The 21,361-nt window shown below is 44.5% G+C and carries 19 protein-coding genes and 1 pseudogene; 10 read left to right on the top strand and 10 right to left on the bottom strand.

Annotated features, from left to right (window positions below; translation table 11 throughout):
* Positions 1-86: 86 nt before the first annotated feature.
* Positions 87-1,877 carry an arginine--tRNA ligase gene (argS, locus tag NI462_RS09610; protein WP_004281266.1) on the bottom strand — a complete coding sequence of 597 codons (1,791 nt, stop codon included), beginning with the start codon at positions 1,875-1,877 and terminating at the stop codon, positions 87-89.
* A 259-nt stretch (positions 1,878-2,136) separates the two neighbouring features.
* Here argS and NI462_RS09605 point away from each other — a divergent pair, with 259 nt between their 5' ends.
* Positions 2,137-2,424, top strand: a complete 288-nt coding sequence (locus NI462_RS09605) for a DUF2798 domain-containing protein (RefSeq protein WP_004281267.1) — start codon at positions 2,137-2,139, stop codon at positions 2,422-2,424.
* Between the two features lie 81 nt (positions 2,425-2,505).
* On the opposite strand, the gene NI462_RS09600 is transcribed toward NI462_RS09605, so the two are convergent.
* From NI462_RS09600 to NI462_RS09590, 3 genes are read right to left on the bottom strand one after another with little or no spacing between them, the layout of a single operon-like run.
* Positions 2,506-3,807: a DUF445 domain-containing protein gene (locus tag NI462_RS09600; RefSeq protein WP_253160339.1), complete on the bottom strand. Its 1,302-nt coding sequence runs from the start codon at positions 3,805-3,807 to the stop codon at positions 2,506-2,508.
* Positions 3,808-3,818: 11 nt separating this feature from the next.
* On the bottom strand, positions 3,819-4,370 hold the full coding sequence (locus NI462_RS09595) for a CC0125/CC1285 family lipoprotein (protein ID WP_253160337.1): 552 nt from the start codon (positions 4,368-4,370) through the stop codon (positions 3,819-3,821).
* A 52-nt stretch (positions 4,371-4,422) separates the two neighbouring features.
* Positions 4,423-4,962 (bottom strand): DUF924 family protein, encoded by a 540-nt coding sequence (locus tag NI462_RS09590; RefSeq protein ID WP_253100176.1) that lies wholly within the window; start codon positions 4,960-4,962, stop codon positions 4,423-4,425.
* A gap of 211 nt (positions 4,963-5,173) precedes the next feature.
* On the opposite strand from NI462_RS09590, the gene gshA reads away from it, so the two are divergent.
* Entirely contained in the window at positions 5,174-6,751 is a 1,578-nt protein-coding gene (gene gshA / locus NI462_RS09585) for a glutamate--cysteine ligase (RefSeq protein ID WP_253160334.1), read from the top strand.
* Positions 6,752-6,770: 19 nt separating this feature from the next.
* Positions 6,771-7,298 (top strand): disulfide bond formation protein B, encoded by a 528-nt coding sequence (locus NI462_RS09580; protein ID WP_247143252.1) that lies wholly within the window; start codon positions 6,771-6,773, stop codon positions 7,296-7,298.
* A gap of 54 nt (positions 7,299-7,352) precedes the next feature.
* Here NI462_RS09580 and NI462_RS09575 read toward each other — a convergent pair whose 3' ends face one another.
* Entirely contained in the window at positions 7,353-8,684 is a 1,332-nt protein-coding gene (locus NI462_RS09575; protein ID WP_253160332.1) for a GPI inositol-deacylase, read from the bottom strand.
* Positions 8,685-8,930: 246 nt separating this feature from the next.
* Between NI462_RS09575 and NI462_RS09570 the strand changes: the two genes are divergently transcribed.
* The 7 genes from NI462_RS09570 to urtE all read left to right on the top strand — a co-directional run bounded on the left by NI462_RS09570 (position 8,931) and on the right by urtE (position 17,374).
* Positions 8,931-9,524 carry a YqiA/YcfP family alpha/beta fold hydrolase gene (locus tag NI462_RS09570; RefSeq protein WP_253160330.1) on the top strand — a complete coding sequence of 198 codons (594 nt, stop codon included), beginning with the start codon at positions 8,931-8,933 and terminating at the stop codon, positions 9,522-9,524.
* 1 nt (position 9,525) lies between these two features.
* Positions 9,526-11,406 (top strand): DNA topoisomerase IV subunit B, encoded by a 1,881-nt coding sequence (gene parE / locus NI462_RS09565; protein ID WP_004647209.1) that lies wholly within the window; start codon positions 9,526-9,528, stop codon positions 11,404-11,406.
* A 359-nt stretch (positions 11,407-11,765) separates the two neighbouring features.
* Positions 11,766-13,046: an urea ABC transporter substrate-binding protein gene (gene urtA, locus NI462_RS09560; protein WP_253160327.1), complete on the top strand. Its 1,281-nt coding sequence runs from the start codon at positions 11,766-11,768 to the stop codon at positions 13,044-13,046.
* Between the two features lie 94 nt (positions 13,047-13,140).
* Entirely contained in the window at positions 13,141-14,772 is a 1,632-nt protein-coding gene (gene urtB, locus NI462_RS09555) for an urea ABC transporter permease subunit UrtB (RefSeq protein ID WP_253160325.1), read from the top strand.
* A gap of 4 nt (positions 14,773-14,776) precedes the next feature.
* A complete protein-coding gene (gene urtC, locus NI462_RS09550; RefSeq protein ID WP_253160323.1) occupies positions 14,777-15,850 on the top strand; it encodes an urea ABC transporter permease subunit UrtC in 1,074 nt (357 codons plus the stop codon).
* Positions 15,847-16,665, top strand: a complete 819-nt coding sequence (urtD, locus tag NI462_RS09545) for an urea ABC transporter ATP-binding protein UrtD (RefSeq protein ID WP_004281279.1) — start codon at positions 15,847-15,849, stop codon at positions 16,663-16,665. Before urtC ends, urtD begins: the two co-directional genes overlap by 4 nt.
* A 10-nt stretch (positions 16,666-16,675) precedes the next feature.
* Entirely contained in the window at positions 16,676-17,374 is a 699-nt protein-coding gene (urtE, locus tag NI462_RS09540) for an urea ABC transporter ATP-binding subunit UrtE (protein ID WP_039902488.1), read from the top strand.
* A gap of 243 nt (positions 17,375-17,617) precedes the next feature.
* On the opposite strand, the gene NI462_RS09535 is transcribed toward urtE, so the two are convergent.
* The 5 genes and pseudogenes from NI462_RS09535 to NI462_RS09515 form a co-directional block, all read right to left on the bottom strand.
* Complete coding sequence (locus NI462_RS09535) at positions 17,618-18,325, bottom strand: phospholipase D family protein (protein ID WP_253160321.1); 708 nt, start codon at positions 18,323-18,325, stop codon at positions 17,618-17,620.
* 66 nt (positions 18,326-18,391) lie between these two features.
* Positions 18,392-19,114: a hypothetical protein gene (locus tag NI462_RS09530; protein WP_243474488.1), complete on the bottom strand. Its 723-nt coding sequence runs from the start codon at positions 19,112-19,114 to the stop codon at positions 18,392-18,394.
* Between the two features lie 172 nt (positions 19,115-19,286).
* Entirely contained in the window at positions 19,287-19,799 is a 513-nt protein-coding gene (locus NI462_RS09525) for a GNAT family N-acetyltransferase (RefSeq protein WP_004281283.1), read from the bottom strand.
* A gap of 81 nt (positions 19,800-19,880) precedes the next feature.
* A complete protein-coding gene (locus NI462_RS09520; RefSeq protein ID WP_253160319.1) occupies positions 19,881-20,606 on the bottom strand; it encodes an outer membrane protein OmpK in 726 nt (241 codons plus the stop codon).
* Positions 20,607-21,202: 596 nt separating this feature from the next.
* Positions 21,203-21,361: pseudogene (locus tag NI462_RS09515) on the bottom strand (IS5/IS1182 family transposase); the annotation flags it as partial.

Raw genomic sequence — 21,361 nt, 5'->3', positions numbered from 1 at the left:
ACACAGAATTTTAATTTATCTGTATCTTCAAGCACATAGCTAAAGTTACAAAATGTCTGCTCAGCAGATAAACGGCAGTGTTTTGCTTACATGCTCTCAGGAGCTGACACACCTAAAAGTTCTAAACCGTTACGCAGTACCTGACGCACGTTCACTGATAACAATAAGCGTGCTTGGGTCAATTCAGCATCATCACCGAGTACTTTATTGTCGTTGTACCAGCCGTGGAACAAGGCTGCCAGCTCTTTCAGGTAATTACCGATTTGATGTGGTTCATAGCTGTTTGCAGCACGGACCAGAATTTCTGGATAGGCCGCTAGTTTGGCCAGGATTTCAGTTTCAGCATCAAGCTCCAGCTTAGCCGCCAAATTACGTGCTGCTGTAGCATCAAAGTTGACATTGGTAGACGCTGCTTTTTCTAACATACGACAGATACGGGCGTGTGCATACTGGATGTAATACACTGCATTGTCCTTGCTTTGTGACACAGCAAGATCCAGGTCAAAATCAATGTGCTGTTCAGACTTACGCATTACGTAGTAAAAACGTGCAGCATCATTGCCAACTTCTTTACGCAGATCACGCAAGGTCACAAACTGGCCTGAACGGGATGACATTTGTACCATCTCGCCGCCACGCCATAGGCTCACGAACTGAACCAGAAGAACCGTTAATTTTTTCGAGTCATAGCCCAGCGCATCAATGGCGGCTTTTACACGTGCGATATAACCGTGGTGATCTGAACCCCAGATATCGATGATATCGGTATAGCCACGTTGTAACTTGTTCAGGTGGTAAGCGATGTCAGACGCGAAGTAAGTGGTCTGACCATTACGACGTTTCACGACACGGTCTTTTTCATCACCGAATGCAGTGGATTTGAACCAGATGTTGCCATCCAGTTCATACAGGAAACCACGCTGGTCTAAAGTCTGTAAGGCTTCTTCAATTTTGTCTGTCAATGATTCTTCGCTGAACCATTGATTGAAGGTTACACCAAACTCGCCGAGGTCATCTTTAATATCATCTAAGATTGCTTTAAGCGCGGCTTGCAAGAATACGCGGTAGCCTGTGCCAATTAACGCTTGTGAATTAAAGATCAAACCATCAATGTGTTTTTCTTTATCACCAGACAATACGACTTTATTGCCATCAGCATCTAATTCGGCTGCAAACTGTACATCTTCAGGCACATCTTTATACACGTCGGCCACAGGACGGACATAAGCATCGCCATCCTGGTCAATAATGCTTTGTGCAATTTCTTTTACGTAGTCACCCTGGTAGGCATTTTTCGGGAATACCAGTTCCTGACCCGTTAATTCTAAGTAGCGCAGATAAGTCGAAGTCGCCAGAATGTCCATTTGACGGCCAGCATCATTGACATAGTATTCGCGATCGACTTTTGCACCGGTCGCTTCAAGCAAGTTCGCAACCGTCATGCCATACGCAGCACCACGACCATGACCTACGTGCAGGCTAGAGGTTGGGTTGGCAGAAACGAATTCAACCTGAATACGTTTATCCGCATTGACCTGGGTACGACCATAAGTCGCCTGTTGTGCCTGGATTTGATCAAGGACTGCAAAGCGCTGGTCAGCATTCAGGAAGAAGTTAATAAAACCAGGACCGGCAATTTCTGCCTTGCTGATATCTGCCACTTCAGGCAGGGCAGCAAGAATTTTTTCCGCTAAATCACGTGGCTTCATACCCGCAGCTTTCGACGCGATCATGGCAATATTCGACGCAAAGTCACCATGGCTTCGGTCTTTGGTACGCGTCAAATTACTTGTATTGTTCCAGTCAGATGGGAGTACGCCTTGTGCCTGTAAAGTGTGCACTGCATGATCGAGAGCTGCTTGTATTGCCGTATTCATAATCAGTCGAAAATAGAGATCGCAGAAAAACAGCAAATATAGCAAATTTCAGGCTGTTTAGGTAAAAGCATTTCTCGGGAATAAAAAGTGGAGGATCACTTCGTCAGAAGTTTTTGACTAAAGAAAGGGAAAATCAACGGATTAATCCCGTGAAAATAAAACCAGTTTTTAGCTCAACATTTCAGATGAAAAAAACAATGCTTCACCGTACAGAATTTGGCTTATATTAGTCATCTGAAAACAGTAAAAAGAGCATGTCGTGGCTGCATCACAACGTCCGACCATTATCGGTCATATTCCTAAACTTCCTGCAAAATGGGCATTGATTATTGTGCCTTTTATCCTGTCCTGCCTGATGAGTGGCATTATTTCCATGATCAATATGCTGCGTAATCTCGGCTGGATTGATGGATTTATAGCACTCTGGTTTCATAACTGGATGATTTCCTGGGCGATTGCCTTTCCGATTGTGGTGACCTTATTGCCTTTCGTGCGCAAATTCACTGGGTTATTGGTGGATATGTCCGGCCCCCAGCCACCAAAGTGATCAATCTTTAAATTTGATCTGGCTGGAGTCAATTTTTGGGCATTTTAAAAGCGGGGCTATATGTGGCGAATAGCCTCATCTTTAAATTAAATGTTCCACCGCCGCCCGGATAATCCCGAGCACCAGACCGATACAGGCACCGACCACGACCCCATTGACCCGGATCATATGCAGGTCGCCGCCGACTTCATTTTCAATCTTGTCGATCATCTCGCTTGAATCCCATTCGTGAATACGCTCGCTGATAAAGCGAATCACTTTTTCACTGTACTGGTCACTCAGGTCAACCGCGATAGAGCTCAAACGTTTATTCAGCAGCTCACGAACCGAAGCATTCGAGATGATATTTTCTCCGACCTGTTGAATGGCAATTCTGAGATTTTCCGCAATACCCGAATCAGGTTTTTGCAAATCTTCCTTGATTGCATCACATAAAATCACCACGGCACCGCTGATAAAATTCAGTACCTGTGGACTATCCAGTAAGGCATCTTTGGTTTCATTCAGACGCTGGCTGGCTTCACTGTCATTATCTGCCAGCTGCAACATCCAGCTATGTCCCATGCTCTCAATTTTAAGTCGCCACGGATGATCTGGATCGGCCAGCATGGCTTCAACGCGCCCGATCACGGAATCAATACTGCGTTGCTGCACGTCAATCCCGATCCAGCTGGCGCCTTTGGCCAGTTTCCACACGCCCATTTCCTTAAACAGGTTACGGGTCAGCTCGCGGGTTTGTTCCGGATGCGAGGTCATCCAGGCATGCACCACATCCAGTCCGCGCTGTAGCACATCCTGATGGAAATCATTGTCCAGAACGGCATGCAGCATTTCGCTGGCCAGAGTATTGATCTGGGTATTTTTGACCCATTGCACGCTGTTGCTTTGGATAAAGCCGGCAATCTGTTCCTGTCCGACAAATTCAAAGATTTTAGGAACCGTCTGTTGAATGACCTGAGTCACTTGGACATTATTTTGTGGATTGGCCAGCCAGCGTCCTGCAGCCAGACTCAGGTCGGTACTATCCAGACTGCGCTGTACAATTTGCGGAGAAAGAAAATTTTCCTGCACAAAACGGCCCATCGACTCTGCAATACGGGCCTTGTTGCGTGGAATGATTTCGGTATGGTCGCGTAAAAACTTGGGAATGGGCAATCTGCCAAAAGGGTTACGAAACAGCACGGTAATCGCATACCAGTCCGCAAGACCACCGACCACACCCGCTTCTGCCGAGAGCATCAGAATATGAATGAGCCAGACATATTCAGGTAGCAATTTGGCTGCCACCATCAATGCCAACCAGGTCAGTACGGCGACCACCAGGGCGATGGTCGCGAAACGTTTACTGCGTTGTAAGCTCGGGGAGATACGCTCTGTCTGCATAGATCATCCTGTCAGGAGGGATTGGCCGGTTGCGGTTGCAGCACTGCACCGGATGGACTTAAACCATATTTAGCCCCAAGTGAATGTAAAATCAAGCGGGCATCAAAGGCATCTTGAGGCGCCTGATTGGCCTTGAAGCATTCAATGGTATAGGCCACCTGGGCAGGATCCAGAGTCACGGTATAGGGACGGTCATAGAATGGGTCTGGCCAGAACCCCGGATATCGGCGGTAATACCCGTACGGATAAAAGCTCGGTGCCGGATAGACGATGGCCTGCCGTGGAGGTTGTTGAGTACGGTTACTTGGATCATTCAGTACCCTGAAGAACTGAAAGCCATTTTGTAGGGTAGTCTGTGCGGCTTTGAGCAGGGTAATTTCTTCAGCTGTGCCAAAGCTCATATTGGGACGGGCCTGAAAGCTGATACGGTAAGTGTTGCTATTAAGGGGAGTGGTACTGTAGCGACCTAACTGATCAAATGTTAAGGGCTTTGAGGGTGTGGTTGCACAGCCAGTCAGGCTGATGGCAGCAATCATACTCAATCCCAGTAGCATGTTTTTCATGTTCGATCTCCTGATGCAATGATCCAGTTCAGACAGCCGGTCTTAAAAAATCTTAAAAACTGCTATCGGGCTGGGTCAGGAAAGTAAGTTCTTCATCGGTCGATGCACGACCCAGGATTTGGTTCCGATGCGGGTAACGTCCAAAGCGGTCAATAATAACTTTATGCTTTTTCTCGAATTCCAGATTGGTCGGATTGCCCAGACGCTGAAACAGTTTTAAGGCGAATTCATGAATCAGTTTGGATTCGCTGTGCATAAATGGCATATACAGAAAGGCACGCTGTTCCGGACTGAGCTGTTGATCTAGATTCAGGCTGATGGCTTCCTGAGCCAAGGCCAGTGCCAAACTGTCTTGGGCAAAAGCTTGGGGAGAATCACGGAATAAATTTCGTGAAAATTGATCTAGCACAATAATTTCGGCCAGCCGACCTTCTGCTGTTTTACGCCAGCCCCAAAGTTCAGCCCGGGCTGCCTGCTGATGAGTGCTCATGAACTGCTGTGCAATACTTTGGTCGAATTCATGACTTTGGCTAAACCATAAGGGCTGGCTGTCCGCATGAAACCAGAAGTCTAAAATATCTTGATAATTCATAATATTTACAATTCATTAGCATCTATTTGTTAATAAAATCACAAATTTTCCATGTCTTATAGAGGAAGTTTGTGTTAAAAATTTGCCAAATTAAAAATCAATGGTTTGCCTGAAAACTAGGCAGCCTGTCATGTGCCGGCACGAAATCACGTTATACTGATTAAACCGATGATTTTAATTTAATAATTTAGCCCCCTTAAGCGAGATTGTAATGAGTCAACCTGAATCGACTTCCCAAAATGTGTTACCGACCTGGGTCGAGTCGTCACTCATCAAAGGCATGTTGCGTGGTATCGAGCGTGAAAGCTTACGTATGCAAAGTGATGGTTTCCTGTCACAGGCAGCGCATCCTCGTGCCTTGGGTTCAGCCTTGACTCATCCACATATCACCACGGACTATTCTGAAGCATTGATGGAGTTTATTACTCCGCCACAGGACAGTATTAAAAAAGCGCTGGACTATCTCAGCGATATTCATGCGATTGTCCATCGTCATCTGGAAAATGATGAAAAGCTCTGGCCTTTGTCGATGCCGTGTATGCTGGACAGCCGTGATGACAGCATTCCGCTGGCACAGTATGGCAGCTCGAATATCGGCCTGTTTAAAACCTTGTATCGTCATGGTTTAGGCGTGCGTTATGGTCGCCGTATGCAGACGATTTCAGGCGTGCATTACAACCTGTCTTTCCCGGATCATCTGTTCGAGGCCTTGCAACAGCAGGAACAGGACGAGGCGCTGAAAGCATTGAGCTTGCAGGATTATCGCAGTCATCGCTATATGGGCCTGATCCGTAACTTTATTCGTCTGACCCCACTGGTGATGTTCCTGATCGGAGCCAGTCCGGCGGTCTGCCAATGCTTTATGACTGGCCGTGATCATTTCTTGCTGCCATTGGTGAAAGGTACCTTGTATTCACCTTATGCGACCGCGCTACGTATGGGACGTTTTGGCTATCAAAACTCTGCGCAGAAACAGCTCGGTATTCACTACAATAATTTGCAGGACTATCTGGACGGACTGCAAAAAGCGGTCAAAACGCCCTATAAACCGTTTAGTCGTTTGGGATTAGATGATTCCAATGGCCAGCCGATCCAGATCAATGATCATGTGCTGCAAATCGAAAATGAATATTACAGCTTAGTGCGCCCGAAACAGGTGCCGCTTGCAGGTGAAACGCCGTCACAGGCACTGGAAAATCGTGGGATTGCCTATGTCGAGCTGCGTGCAGTCGATGTCAATCCATACAGCCCGATTGGCATTAATGAAGATACGGCCGGCTTCCTCGAAGTCGTAGCCTTGTACTGTTTATTGCAGGACAGTCCGGCGCTCCTCAGCAATGAACAGGATATTATTGAACAGAATCAGGCTGAAGTAGTGAACCGCGGCCGTGCGCCAAATGCGGCAATTATGGAAAATGGCCAGTCTTATCCGATTGAAGATTGGTGTGCCATGCATTTGCAGCGTATGCATCCCCTGGCCAAGCTGTTAAATTCAGCCTACGACAGTACTCTATATACTGATGCTTTAAAAACCATGATGATCCGGGTCGATGAAGTCGATGCCACCTTGTCTGCTCTGGTGGTCGGGGATACACGTGAGCAGGGCGGTATGTGGCATTTTGGCCAACATCTGGCCCAACAGCACAGCAGTGTCTATGAAGAACATCAGCTCAGCCCGGAAACCCTGGCTTATTTTGAAGAAATGTCACAAAAGTCATTGCAGCAGCAACAGCAACTCGAGCAAGATAGCAGCGTCAGTTTTGCTGATTATTTAGCCCAATATCGATAAAAAAATAAGAGGATTCACCATGCAATGGGGTTATCGCTTCGTGAGTGGTATGTTGTTTCTGGCTGCTGTCATCGGCATGGCATTTGCCTTATATCTTGAGCATGTACAAGGTCTGGCGCCTTGTCCGCTCTGTGTGTTTCAGCGTGTTGGATTAATCGGACTCGGGATCATCTCACTGATCGCATTCCTGCATAATCCCGCATCCAATCTCATGAAGCGGCTATATGCCTTGCTGGGTTCGCTCAGTATTTTGTGGGCTGTGGGCGTGGCTGCACGTCATGTCTGGCTACAGAACCTGCCACCGGATCAGGTGCCGAGCTGTGGTCCCGGTCTGGAATACTGGCTGGAAACCCTGCCGATGCAGTCTGTACTGCAACAGGTCTTAAATGGTTCAGGGGAGTGTGCCGCGATTGACTGGACCTTTTTGGGTCAATCCTTGCCTGTCTGGTCTTTGATCTTTTTCAGTATTTTATTGTTGATTAGCCTGTGGCAACTACTGCGTAAATATAAAAAGGCACCGGTTAAACGACTCAGAGATAAATATTAATTCCATATTTAATAAAAAAGCCCTCAATCGAGGGCTTTTTTATTTTGCTGAAGTTCAGGTCAGGGCAATGCCTTCCAGACTGTCCAGATCCATCACATATTCATGAATCTGATCAAAGGCTTCATCTTCTATACTTGGATAGAACCAGCGCGCCACCTGCTCGGCCACCAGCGGATGATACTGAATTTCAAAATGGTTCAGGCCATAGAAAATCGCCTTGTTTGCATCCGGGACTTTGAGCTGAAAGCGCGGATTGGGATGCTCGCCCAAAGCACTTTTAATACTGACCAGATAATCGCCAATCACATGCAAGGTCTTGTTCTTGCGGTTTTCAAACTCGATGGTGCCGGCAACCAGGTAGGTGTCGATATGAGAGGGAATCGGGGCAGGTTTACGGTGATCATCCATAAAGCCGATCCGAAGTGGATTATGCTCCCAGTCATCATCCCGGACGCTGCCATGGCGCAAATCCAGAATACCGTTACTGCGAATATTGACCAGATGGCCAAGCAGCCGGATCAGTGGAAAATGTCCAAGTTTGTCCTGCAAGCTAAAGCCAAAACGTTCCAGTACTGCACCATGATGCGGTGAACCCAGACAGACCAGATTTTCCACCATATTGACCCAGCTATAGACATTCTGCTTGCCATAAAACAGCGCACTACGAGAGACCAGACCACCCATGCTATGCCCGATCAGGTCAATACTGGTAATTCTCGGATTGCGAGCAATCAGATCCTGTAAGGTATTCGCCAGACTTCGACCATTGGCAGAAATCCGGCGTCCAGTATTGTAATTCAGATAGAGCATGGTATTGCGGTCACGCTGCGCCAGTAATTTTGCCCCAATGCCCTCATATTTGCGATTTGACCAGTCTAAATGGTTCATGCATAAGCCATGTACAAACAAAGTAATACGACCGCTTAGCTCACCTTTTTGCAGCGAGCCATAATAGTCATAGATCACCATCGGCAAGGCCAGAGGATTCTGATATTTCAGCACATAATCCCCGATAATGCCATTTAAGACACTGACCAGGAAATGCAAGGAAGGTGTCAGCGGTTTATTATGCAGTTTAGGAAAGCGTTCAATAATCTGGCGCAAAGCAGGGGCAATCAGGGTATTGCCGTAATGAAACAGCATGTCATAAGACATTTGATAGAGCCGCACGATTGAAGGAATATTCTGAATTTTTTCTGAATTATTTTCACTTAAACCAAAAATACTCATTAAGATTTCGCGTTGAATACTCTTGATCAGCTCCTGAACCACATCGTTAAAGCGCATCGTCACCAGCTGCGCCAGACCTTCCAGTACATCGGCCTGACTCGGCGGGGTTCGGTCCCATCGACAATAGGTTTCATGTAACGGTGTCAAACTTGGCATCTGATCCTGTCCTTTCAATGAGCCGCATGTGGTGCCATCTTTCTTTTTAAAGAACTTCGCGGTATAAATTCTTTTTCTTGTTGAGTTTCCTGATTTTGAGGGCCTCAGCTTAAAATAACGAGAATGAGAGAAGATTTTGAGCTTTTTTGTCAGACAATTTAAGCAATTAACTGGTCTTATAACGTAGTGTACTTCACATTATTTAAATTAAATTTTGATGATTGATGGGTTTTTTGTTGGTAGTTCATGAATATCATTTATTTGCATGGTTTTAAAAGTAATTCGAACTCGATCAAGGGGAAATTGCTGCAACATTACTGTGCAAAGTATCCTGAAATTCAGGTACATTTACCCGATTTAAACATGTCACCGAACGCTGCCATTGTACATGTTTCTGGCCTGATTGAATCGATGCATGATGTGGCGTTATTGGGCAGCAGTCTCGGCGGATTTTATGCGACACATCTGGTCGCACAGCATGCTGTGCCTGCTGTACTGATCAATCCGGCAATGCGACCATGGCAACTGTTTCGTGAACTGTTTGACGAGCAACTGCCTTATCAGGTACATCCCAACTGGTGTCTGGATGAGGCAGATTTGATACAACTGCAACAATTGGCCCTGCCTGTTGCACAAGATGCAGACAAAATACTGGTTCTGCTGCAACAAGGCGATGAAGTTTTGGATTATCGTGAAGCACATCGTTATTATAGTGCTGCGCATCCCCCTGCAATGCTGATGACTGAAGCGCATGGCAGTCACGGGATGGATGATTTTGCGGAAAAAATTCCGTTCGTCTTACAGTTTTTATTGGACTGCATAAAAAAGGAAACCGAATAACGTGTCTCAATATACGGCTCAATCTCTTGAAGTTTTATCTGGTCTGGATCCGGTCCGTCGTCGTCCGGGCATGTATACCGATACTTCTCGTCCCAACCATTTGGCACAGGAAGTGATTGATAATGCTGTCGATGAGGCACTGGCAGGACATGCCAACAAGATTACCGTCACGGTCTATAAAGATGGTTCTTTGTCAGTTGAAGACAATGGCCGTGGTATGCCGGTGGATATTCACCCGGAATATGGCCAGAGCGGTATTGAAATTATCATGACCAAACTGCATGCCGGCGGTAAGTTCAGCACCGATAATTACCAGTTTTCCGGTGGTTTGCATGGCGTTGGGATTTCAGTGGTCAATGCGCTTTCGACCCGGGTAGAGGTTGAAGTTCAGCGTCAGGGCAATCTGTATAAAATGGCCTTTGAAAATGGCGAACCGGTTGCACCGCTTGAAGTACTGGCAGGTAAGGCACCGAAACGGGTATCAGGAACTACGGTACAATTCTGGCCTGAAGCCAAATATTTTGATTCTCCTAAATTTGCCCTCAAAGCGTTAAAACATAATCTCAAAGCCAAAGCTGTTTTGGCGGCGGGCTTACAGATCAACTATGTTGATCAGATCAATGATGAAAAGATCACCTGGCAGTTTGAAAATGGTCTGGTCGACTATTTGATGGATGAGCTGGAAGACCGTGAAATTATTCCGGCACCGGCTTTTGTCGCCACAGGTGACGCAGAACGTGCTAGCGCGGAATTTGCGATTTGCTGGAATGTCGAAGGTGGTGAAAGCGTCCAGGAATCTTATGTCAACCTGATTCCGACCGCACAAGGCGGAACGCATGTGAATGGTCTGCGTTCAGGCGTCACCGATGCGATGCGTGAATTCTGTGAACTGCGTAATTTGCTGCCGCGGAATATGAAACTCTCTGCCGAAGATGTCTGGGACGGCGTCAATTATATCCTGTCGCTGAAATTTCAGGAGCCGCAATTCTCAGGTCAGACTAAAGAACGTCTATCGAGCCGTGAAGCAGCTGGAATTGTGCAGAATATTGCCAAAGATGCCTTTGCATTATGGTTGAACCAGAATTCTGACATCGCCATGCAACTGGCAGAAATGGCCATTTCCAAAGCCGGTCGCCGTCTCAAAGCAGCGAAAAAAGTAGAACGTAAGAAAATTGTCGCGGGTCCAACCTTGCCGGGGAAACTGTCGGACTGTGTAGGCCATGATCTGGATCAGTCAGAACTGTTTATTGTGGAAGGGGATTCTGCGGGTGGTTCGGCCAAGCAGGCGCGTGATAAGAACTTCCAGGCGATTATGCCAATTCGTGGAAAAATCCTGAATACTTGGGAAGTCTCTTCTGACGAAGTTCTAGCATCGCAGGAAGTACACAATATTGCGATTGCCATTGGCGTTGATCCGGGTTCGGATGACTTGTCTGAACTGCGTTATGGCAAGGTCTGTATTCTGGCCGATGCCGACTCAGATGGTTTGCATATCGCGACTTTGCTGTGTGCCTTATTTGTGAAGCATTTTCCGACTCTGGTGGAAGAGGGGCATTTGTATGTCGCAATGCCACCATTATTCCGTATTGATGACAACAAAGATGTGCATTACGCTTTGGATGAAGACGAACTGAATAGCATCCTGAAAAAATGCAAAACCAAGAATCCGCAAATTACCCGATTCAAGGGTCTGGGCGAGATGAATGCCAGCCAGTTGCGTGAAACCACACTGGATCCAAACACGCGCCGTCTGGTGCAACTGGACTTAGATGATGCTCATCATACTGCAGGTTTATTGGATAAACTCTTGGCAAAAAAACGTGCCAGTGACCGTAAAGATTGGTTAGAGCAAAAAGGCAATCTGGCAGATTTGGTGGTTTAAACTATCGAATTTAAGCAATAAAAAATCCCGCGCTTGCGGGATTTTTTGTTTTAAAACAGTGCAAAAATTATTCAAAATACTGCACTTTATTTGTACATCATCTTCTATCTCACTTCCGCCATGCTTTCATTGCTCTTTGCGCGACTTACTTAGAATTAAGCTCGGATACAGTATTTAAATACAGGTTTAATTCTTTTTAGTATTACTAAATTAATGATTCATAATACAAATAATGAGATCGGTTAAAGTAAATTTTTTTATTTTTTGAAGCCTTGGCACAGAAATTGAATCACTCCATCCAGATGTACAACAAGACAAGCATGAAAAATGCACCATTATAAAGTTTGGAGAAAAATCTGATGTTCCAACGCAATTTATTTTCAAAAAGTATTTTAGCCGCAACCATGGCAGGGGCTGTTGCATTAACGGGGTGTTCAAAATCTGCTGAAAAAGCAGGAGCCCCGGCCACAGAAAGCAAAGTCGCAGATAGCGGCGATACGATTAAAGTCGGGATCCTGCATTCCTTGTCAGGCACGATGGCAATTTCTGAAACTTCACTGAAAGACACGGCCTTAATGGCGATTAAGGAAATCAATGATAATGGTGGGGTACTGGGTAAGAAACTGGAACCGGTGGTGGTCGATCCAGCATCAGACTGGCCGCTGTTTGCAGAGCAAGCACGTCAGCTGATTACCCAAGACAAAGTCGCGGTAATTTTCGGTGCATGGACGTCGGTGTCACGTAAATCTGTCTTGCCAGTGGTTGAAGAGCTGAATGGCTTATTGTTCTATCCTGTACAGTACGAAGGCCAAGAACAATCCAAAAATATTTTTTATACCGGTGCTGCGCCTAACCAGCAAGCCATTCCAGCCGTGGAATACTTGATGAGCGAAGAGGGCGGCAAGGCTGAGCGTTTTGTCCTGCTCGGTACAGACTATGTGTATCCACGTACCACCAACCAGATTTTACGTGTGTTCTTAAAGTCTAAAGGCATGGCCGATGCTGACATCATGGAAGAGTACACGCCATTTGGTCACAGCAACTATCAAACCATTGTCGGTAATGTGAAAAAATTCGCAGCCGGTAAAAAGACTGCGGTGATCTCGACCATCAATGGCGACTCGAATGTGCCGTTCTATCGTGAATTGGGTAATCAGGGCATTAAAGCCTCTGATATTCCAGTGATGGCGTTCTCGGTGGGTGAAGAAGAACTGCGTGGTATTGACACCAAGCCATTGGTCGGTCATTTGGCGTCATGGAACTATTTCATGTCAGTGAAGAATCCGGTCAATACAGAATTTACCAACAAAATGAAGCAGTATGCAGTGGAATTCAAACTGCCGAATGCAGACAAGCTCGTGACCAATGACCCAATGGAAGCAACTTATGTCGGGATTAACATGTGGAAGCAAGCCGTTGAAAAAGCAGGTTCTACAGAGGTCGATAAAGTCCGTGAAGCGATGGCAGGTCAGGAATTCAAAGCCCCATCCGGCTATACCTTAAAAATGGATGCGACGAATCACCACTTACACAAGCCAGTCATGATTGGTCAGATTCGTGGCGATGGACAGTTTGATGTGGTCTATAAAACGCCACAAGCCATCCAGGCACAGCCTTGGAGCCCGTACATTCCGAAATAACAGCTATCTTTTGCCTGCCACAGCCGTGGCAGGTGTCCTCTGATTTTTTTCTTACTCTCCACGGAAAATTTCCAATGGAATAGGGGTGAATATAATGAATATTCGCGTGAATATCGCCGCTATTTTTCTGGTATTTGTACAGGTTATTTGTGTGCAACTGGTATCAGCAGAACAATCCTCAAATAGCACTGCATTGACTGCAGCAATACAACAAGATGCAATCCAGCAATTTGTGCAAGGTGATTTTGCCCAGCGCCGTGCTTTACTGAAGCAATGGCCGGGCAGTATTGAGCAGTTAGATCAGCTTGCAGAATATGTTGAAAACGAGCAGCTTTATAGTGGGGCTAATGGTCAAACCTATATTTTAGAATCGGACGAAAAATTACTCAGCTATCCGAGTCTAGGCATCGTTGCAGATTGGCCGAGTGACTTATCACAAGTGACTTTGGTGAATACCTTGCGTAAAGCGCTCAACTTTGGTTTGGCACAAAGAAAACTCAAATCTGAAGATGCTTCCGAGCGTTTAGAAGCGATTGATATTTATGAAAGCAACTTGGCAGAGCTGAATGTTGCTCACATCAATGCCCTGTATTTGAACGAACAAAATAACAAAGTCAAAGCCCGTTTGGCCCAGCTTAAAGCGCGTCTGGATTATCAAGATGCAGATGTCTTAGTTAAAATTCAAGCGGCGAAAGCCTTGCAAGACTCCAATCGTCCCGATGTCTTGGCGATGATCGACAATGAGCTGACACAGCCGAATATCCATTCTGAGCTGAAAGCGGCTTTGCTTGAAGCGAAAAGCAGTATTAAAACCCGGATTCAAGCCAGTGAATGGACGGGGCATTTATTTTCAGGGCTGAGTACTGCGAGTATTTTACTGCTTGCAGCACTCGGTTTAGCCATTACCTATGGTTTGCTCGGTGTGATTAATATGGCGCATGGCGAGCTCATTATGATTGGCGCCTATACCACTTATGTGGTGCAAAGCCTGTTTAAAAGCTATTTGGGTAGCTATGTCGATTGGTACTTAATCGCCGCGATTCCTGCGGCATTCTTGGTGAGTGGGCTGATCGGCATGTTGATTGAACGTACCGTGATTCGTCCACTCTATGGTCGTCAACTTGAAACCTTGCTTGCCACCTTCGGTGTCAGCCTGATTTTGATGCAATTGGTACGCATGACTTTTGGTGCGCAAAATGTCGAAGTGTCGAATATTTCGTGGCTATCAGGCGGGATCTCCATTACCCCAAGTTTAATGCTGCCGTATAACCGTATTGCGATTATTGTCTTCACCATTGCAGTGCTTTTGTTGTTGGTTTACCTACTGAATAAAACCCGTTTTGGTTTGTTTGTACGTGCGGTGACGCAAAACCGTCAAATGGCACAAGCCGTTGGTATTCGTTCAAGCCGTATCGACATGATGGCCTTTGGTTTAGGTTCAGGTTTGGCCGGTTTAGCGGGCTGTGCTTTGGCACAAGTGGGTAACGTCGGGCCGGATTTAGGGCAAAACTACATTATTGATGCCTTCTTGGTGGTGGTTGTCGGTGGTGTAGGTCAGGTGTGGGGTGCAGTCCTTGCAGCGCTTGGTCTAGGTATTAGTGGTACCGCCTTGGAAATTGGCATTGGTGCGGTACTGGCAAAAATTGTTCTCTTGGTGCTTGTGATTTTGTTTATTCAAAAACGTCCACAAGGTTTGTTTGCCATCAAAGGCCGTTTTGTGGAGTAAGCACATGAAGATTACACAATTATTATCCGACAAACCGCATAGTGGCATTGCGATTGCCATATGCTTTGCCATTTTATTGGCATTGCCATGGTTACACCTGTTACCTGCCGATTCAACCCTGCATTTATCTGCGTATTGGGTCACCTTGATTGGCAAAATCATGTGTTTGGCTCTGGTCGCTTTGGCACTGGATTTAGTTTGGGGCTATGCCGGAATTTTAAGTTTAGGACATGGTTTGTACTTTGCCCTTGGCGGTTATGCCTTTGGGATGTACTTAATGCGCCAGTCTGCAGGGGATGGCATTCCTGACTTTATGCGCTTCCTTAGTTGGACGGAAGTGCCATGGTTTTGGGTCGGTACGGAATACTTCCTTTGGTCATTGGTATTGGTGGTATTAGTGCCGGGCATCATCGCCTTTATTTTCGGCTTCTTTGCCTTCCGTTCCAAAATTAAAGGCGTGTATTTCTCGATTATTACCCAAGCTATGACTTTTGCCGCTGCATTACTTTTCTTCCGTAATGAAACCGGCTTTGGTGGCAACAACGGCTTTACCGGTTTTAAAACCATTTTAGGCCTGGACATTACCTCGGCATCGATGCGGGCAAGTTTGTGCTTTATCACCGCTTTGGTATTGTTGCTGTGCTTTATTGGTTTACGTCATTTAATGAATAAACCTTATGGCCGTGTACTCGGTGCAATTCGTGACAGCGAAAACCGTCTGCAATATTTGGGCTACCGTACCTTGTGGTACAAGCTCTCGGCATGGGTGCTATCTGCGGTGATTGCAGGCATTGCAGGGGCACTGTATGTGCCACAAGCCGGCATTATTAACCCAAGTGAAATGAACCCGGTGAACTCGATTGAAATGGCAGTCTGGGTGGCAGCGGGTGGACGTGGCACGCTGATTGGTCCATTGATTGGGGCAGGCTTAATCAATGGAGTAAAAACCTATTTTACTTCGGCTTATCCTGAAGCATGGCTGTTGATTTTGGGTACGTTATTTATTGTAGTGACCATCTTCCTGCCAAAAGGCATTATTGGTCTGTTTGACCGTTTTAAAAAGGAGCGTAGCGAATGAGCGAGATCCTGCAACCGCATGGTGGTCATGCTTCTGAAGGCTATGGTCGCCCAAAAGAACAAGGCGCGGACTTTACCCATGGCATTGCATTGTATCTGGAAAAAGTCAGTGTCTGGTTTGATGCCTTTCGTGCCCTAAATGATTTATCGCTGTATATCGAAGAAGGGGAATTACGCTGCATCATTGGACCGAACGGGGCGGGGAAAACCACCCTCATGGATGTGATTACCGGAAAAACCCGTCCAACTGAAGGCGCTGCATTTTTCGGGCAAAACTATGACCTAGCCAAAATGAGTACCGAGCAAATTGCTGAAGCAGGCATTGGACGTAAATTCCAAAAACCGACGGTGTTTGAAAATTTCAGCGTCATGGAAAATCTGCTTCTAGCAGCACCCAAAGACAAGCGCGTGAAAAAGAGTTTCTTTAGCAAACTCGATCCCGATGCCCAAAATGCCCTGGATGAATCACTTGCGCAAATTCGTCTGCAAGAGTTCATTAATAAACCTGCTGGCTTGCTGTCGCATGGTCAAAAGCAATGGTTAGAAATCGGCATGTTGTTGATGCAACGTCCAAAACTGATTTTACTGGATGAACCTGTAGCAGGCATGACCGATGCCGAAACCGAGCGCACGGCGGAGCTGTGTTTAGAACTCAAGAAAAATCACACCCTCGTTGTGGTTGAGCATGACATGAGCTTTATCGATACTATTAGTGAAAAAGTCACGGTATTGGCACAAGGCGCAATTTTGGCAGAAGGCACATTGGCAGAAGTACAAGCCAATGAAGATGTCATTGAAAAGTATTTAGGACGTTAAGGAGACCGTGATGTTAGAAGTCAAAGACGTCAATCAATTTTATGGTGGCAGTCATATTTTACGTGATGTGTCGTTGACTGCACCTGTGGGTGAGTGTTCGGTGGTGCTTGGGCGCAATGGTGTAGGGAAAACCACGCTCCTTAAATGTCTGATGGGTATTTTACCGATTAAATCCGGACAGATTTTGTTGGATGGCAAGGACATTTCGAAACTCAGTCCTGAACAGCGTGTCCGTGCAGGTCTGGCTTATGTGCCCCAAGGTCGAGATATTTTTTCAACTTTAACCGTGGAGGAAAACATCCTCATTGGTATGGCGAAATTTAAAGGCGCAAAGACACGCAAAGTGCCTGAGCATCTCTATGAAATTTTCCCTGTGTTGGATGAAATGAAGCATCGCCGTGGCGGAGATTTGTCTGGTGGTCAGCAGCAGCAGCTTGCCATTGCACGAGCACTTGCTTCTGAACCGCGTGTGCTGATTTTGGATGAACCGACTGAAGGTATTCAGCCATCCATTATTAAAGACATTGGACGGGTGATTCGTAAACTTGCTGATGGTGGTGAGATGGCGATTGTGTTGGTAGAGCAATTCTATGATTTTGCTGAAGAACTTGCTGATGCTTATACCGTGATGGCACGTGGGCAGGTTGTGGCGCAAGGTGTGGGCAGTGAAATGCCTGAGAAAGGTATTCGGGAGTTGGTGGCGATTTAAGGCTTTTAGCTCCTTCTCCTATGGGAGAAGGCGGGGGATGAGGGTTTATCTTTATTTACCTCTCCCTAATCCTCTCCTAGAAGGAGAGGGAAAAAGCCTCCCTAAGCAAGATATAAGCACTGCTTTATATCGAAGCGTAAGAAAGGGAGGTTTGGAGGGATTAAATTTTAAATCTCCTCTTACGAAGCAGAGCTTCTCATCTCTTAAAGAGAGGGGAATTTTCTTTTTTGAATAATGGAGGGATTAGATCTCCGTATTTTCATTCCATAAAAAATAGCCGCCGTACTGACTTGGACGGTATTCACCACCGATGGATTTGCCTTGGTCAGTTAAAAAATGTTTACCCGTGTCATTCAGCTTTAAAAAGCCTTTATCCACTAACTTTTCAAGTAAATCTGCTGTTTTAATTTTATATTTGGCAGCCAGTTTGGAGGTGGTCAATTTACTAAAGGCATTAGCTTCTTCATCAGTTTGACCTAAATCCTCAGTGTTCGGATTAGCTTTGACTTCATCTAAGCTGATCCGGACTTCTTCGCTAATCTGAATAATACGCTGCGCTTCTTCATACGCATCTTTAAAAACCTCATCATCTTCATACTTACGAACTGAAATGCCCATTTCATTGTTATTGACCTGGCTAAATTCATATAAATTCAAACTCGAAATAATACATTCCGATTCATTGAGATAGCACTTTGCATGCAGGTTTTTGCAGAAACTCAAACGCACATAGTCCAGTTTTTGAATCCATTTGATTTCTTCAGGATGCAAATCACTTTTGCCATAGACAATGCGAACATCAATTTTTAACCGGTCTTTGTCTTCTAATAATTCTTTAATACGGTCATTGAGACGTAAATACGGACTGATTAAAATTAGACGTTCTTTGGCATTTTTAATGAGTTCTTCTAAGAAAAAATTGGTTGCACTGGTATTTAGAAATTTAGCCATATTTTCCCTGTAATATTTTGAATATTATGTTTGTTATAGGGGAATAAGATATCGCTGAATCAGCAATCACTCAACCTTTAAATACATGCCATCTGCCGAGACATTATGACCAAAACCACAAGACATCGGATTGCTGCTATTCACCACAATCTGTTGTCCAATTTGAGCGTTAAACTGAAATTTTAAATCAATTTTGCAATCTTCTACGCTGTAATTGGTCTGAGCTTTATTCAGTGGCATGCGGGTTGAAAATTCTCCCATATTTGGTCCATAAATCAGACTGCGCAAACCCATATAGAGTCCATTAAACTCAATCTGGTAGGCATTCGAAGCCCGTTTAACTTCCATCGTATTCCATTGACCAAAACCTGCATAACGAACATATTTTCCTGCAAGACTCTTTGATTTTTCTGGTGCAGGTAACTGTTTTAGATTGAACTGGCTGGCTTTAGCATTCGGGAAAACCGAGAACCAGGCGCGTGCCCATTGCGGCTTTCCAAGCTTGGCATAACTTAAGCCAACATTATTAAATGCCGTGGTGATATCGCGTTCGGAAAAAGCTGTACCACCGCCTTCTACATTCATCGCACAAAAGGATGACCATGCGGCTTGTTGCTCAAATTGCGCTATGGCCTTTTGATATTGTTTTTGGTTGTAGAATTTTTTGCCATTATTTGCGTAGCTTTGCACTTTGCTACAGCCTGAACGGAGCTCTTTTTCAAAGTATGAATCAGCAAAAGTGAGCATACTTAAACTTAAAAGACCAATAGACAATAGAGATTTATACATGGTGTTATTCAGTATGATTTTTAGCTGAATAAAACATAGCCGCTCGTATAAGTAAATAGAACTTGTGCTTATTAAACTGGATAAGAACAAAATATCGTGATGGCCAAGTATTAAAAAGCTGAAGAGTAGTGTCCAGAAAGCAGTTCTGGAATAGTTTTAAACTAAGAATGAATCAAGCTTGATCCAGATTGAGTTGTAAGAGTACCAAATCACGCCATTGCCCAAACTTCTGTCCGACTTGCGGCATATAGGCAGTTTGAACGAAGCCCAGTTTTTCATGCAGACGAATCGATGAGTTGTTTTCAGAATCAATCGCCGCGACCATGATATGCAGTTTCTGTACTTGAGCCTGTTCAATTAAATATTGCAATAATTTAGAACCCAAACCTTGCCCTGCATAATCTGGATTTAAAAAAATAGAATGTTCTACCGTCTGTTGAAAGCCCTGAATACTACGAAACTGATCATAACAGGCATAGCCAGCGACGACTTGATTTTGAGTATCTTCAACCACAAAAACCGGGAAATTCTGATTTTTAAGCTGTTTAAACCAGATTTTGAAATAGTTCAAATCAAAGGCTGTTCTGTTCCAGGTCGCAGTACCATAGAGTACTTCCTGATTATAAATCTCGAGAATGGTTTCAAGATCATGTTCGGTCGCAGGTCGAATATCAAAATCAGGCATATTCTTGTTCTAGTAGAGGTGAGCTGAAATCACAGTTTAAAAAAAAGCAGAACCGGAGTTCTGCTTTTGATCATACATCAATTAGAAATGATATTTCACAAGTGCGCTGACATTGTTTTCGTCTTGATTTTTAAGACCAAACTTGTTGTTCCACACTGAATGTTCAACACCGAGGTATAAACGGGTATCTGGAGAAATGTGTTTGCCCGCATTCCATTTCCACTGTGTAGTCCAGTTTAACTCGCTTGCTTGAGCGTCTTTTTCAGCAGTTGACCAATCAAGGAAGCCATCTACAAGAAAATCTTCAGCACCCAGTTTAAATGGCACACCATAGGTAAGCGTCATTTGATAATCGTCTTTATTGCCAAACACTTTTTCATTGTTTGCACGATAAAGATTTAAGCTTGCATATTGAAAGTATGGGATATCAAGCTCAAAGCCCACGCCATATAGGAAGTTATCAGCATTATCTGAACCTTCCCACGTTGTTGAAATAAGCACATCTTTCACTGGACCAAAGGCAAGTTTTTGGCCTGTAACTTCGCTTAAGCTTAAACGTGGTGATAACTCAAAGTACGTACTTTTAACATCATCTCCACCGCGCAGACGATCCATAAAGAAGAATACATCTGCATATTTAACTTTTGCAGCATATTCAACAGTTAAAGTAGTTTGCTGATCGTCTACAACTTCATAGTTTTCACCATAAAGACCTGTAACGCTAAAGTCCTGCCAAACTGGTTTTGCTTGAGCAAATACAGCAGCTGAAGTCAATGCACAAAGTGCCGCAAGTTGTGTAAATTTCATTTAAATCTATCCCCCCGAGAAAGCAGAATAAGCATACAGATTAATAAGTAAAAATAAAGTTAAAAGTGATCGCTGACTTAAATATATTTCAGCCCTTATGAGTTGAATGTAGACGATCATCTTCCTCAGTTTTCATTGTCTTTTGTTGATACTTCTCTAAATTATTATTTTTTAAATAAAGTCGAATATGTAGTGCCTTAAAAGACTGAATGTATAACTAAAAATATAAAATCACTTCAATTCAGGATGATGAGTTTAGAAAACCAGTAAAAATAGGGGGAATATACAGATTGTTTAGTAATTAATTTGGGCCTGAGGCTGAATAGCTTTGTTCTGTTTGTGTAATGAAGCTGCTTTTAAAATCTCAAATGACGGTCGTTTTATAGGCCTATTCTCGGCATCGTAAAATAAGAGTGATCGGTCTTATATTTCAATTGAAAATCATTTTTGCAGTTTATTATTTTCGAATGACGAAAGAGTATTTTTCCCGGTTCTGCAAAAGCAACTAAACAGTCATAAAGCATATGATCTCTTCAGGACTGTAAGGCTGACTAGGCGCTGATCTTATAAGAAAAATTATTAGGGTCTGTTGACATTTACTGTTCATAATTAACCCTATAAAGGTAGCCATAAAAATATACAGGCTAAAGCAACAGAACTTTGATAATTTCTTTTGAGCTTGTCATATCGAGTAGCTATTCCTCTAAATTGCTTTAATCTACAAAACATATTTTCAACTAAATGCCTGATTTTAT

This window comes from Acinetobacter lwoffii, assembly GCF_024129715.1.
Taxonomy (GTDB): Bacteria; Pseudomonadota; Gammaproteobacteria; order Pseudomonadales; family Moraxellaceae; genus Acinetobacter; species Acinetobacter lwoffii_U.
Note: the sequence above shows the minus strand (reverse complement) of the source record. Positions and strands in the feature narration are given on the sequence as shown.

What these genes read in the sequence shown, in the direction of transcription:
- argS (WP_004281266.1), bottom strand. Translation starts at nt 1,877, where the DNA reads ATGAATACGGCAATACAAGCAGCTCTCGATCATGCAGTGCACACTTTA.
- NI462_RS09600 (WP_253160339.1), bottom strand. Translation starts at nt 3,807, where the DNA reads ATGCAGACAGAGCGTATCTCCCCGAGCTTACAACGCAGTAAACGTTTC.
- NI462_RS09595 (WP_253160337.1), bottom strand. Translation starts at nt 4,370, where the DNA reads ATGAAAAACATGCTACTGGGATTGAGTATGATTGCTGCCATCAGCCTG.
- NI462_RS09590 (WP_253100176.1), bottom strand. Translation starts at nt 4,962, where the DNA reads ATGAATTATCAAGATATTTTAGACTTCTGGTTTCATGCGGACAGCCAG.
- gshA (WP_253160334.1), top strand. Translation starts at nt 5,174, where the DNA reads ATGAGTCAACCTGAATCGACTTCCCAAAATGTGTTACCGACCTGGGTC.
- NI462_RS09580 (WP_247143252.1), top strand. Translation starts at nt 6,771, where the DNA reads ATGCAATGGGGTTATCGCTTCGTGAGTGGTATGTTGTTTCTGGCTGCT.
- NI462_RS09575 (WP_253160332.1), bottom strand. Translation starts at nt 8,684, where the DNA reads ATGCCAAGTTTGACACCGTTACATGAAACCTATTGTCGATGGGACCGA.
- NI462_RS09570 (WP_253160330.1), top strand. Translation starts at nt 8,931, where the DNA reads ATGAATATCATTTATTTGCATGGTTTTAAAAGTAATTCGAACTCGATC.
- urtA (WP_253160327.1), top strand. Translation starts at nt 11,766, where the DNA reads ATGTTCCAACGCAATTTATTTTCAAAAAGTATTTTAGCCGCAACCATG.
- urtB (WP_253160325.1), top strand. Translation starts at nt 13,141, where the DNA reads ATGAATATTCGCGTGAATATCGCCGCTATTTTTCTGGTATTTGTACAG.
- urtC (WP_253160323.1), top strand. Translation starts at nt 14,777, where the DNA reads ATGAAGATTACACAATTATTATCCGACAAACCGCATAGTGGCATTGCG.
- urtD (WP_004281279.1), top strand. Translation starts at nt 15,847, where the DNA reads ATGAGCGAGATCCTGCAACCGCATGGTGGTCATGCTTCTGAAGGCTAT.
- urtE (WP_039902488.1), top strand. Translation starts at nt 16,676, where the DNA reads ATGTTAGAAGTCAAAGACGTCAATCAATTTTATGGTGGCAGTCATATT.
- NI462_RS09535 (WP_253160321.1), bottom strand. Translation starts at nt 18,325, where the DNA reads ATGGCTAAATTTCTAAATACCAGTGCAACCAATTTTTTCTTAGAAGAA.
- NI462_RS09530 (WP_243474488.1), bottom strand. Translation starts at nt 19,114, where the DNA reads ATGTATAAATCTCTATTGTCTATTGGTCTTTTAAGTTTAAGTATGCTC.
- NI462_RS09525 (WP_004281283.1), bottom strand. Translation starts at nt 19,799, where the DNA reads ATGCCTGATTTTGATATTCGACCTGCGACCGAACATGATCTTGAAACC.
- NI462_RS09520 (WP_253160319.1), bottom strand. Translation starts at nt 20,606, where the DNA reads ATGAAATTTACACAACTTGCGGCACTTTGTGCATTGACTTCAGCTGCT.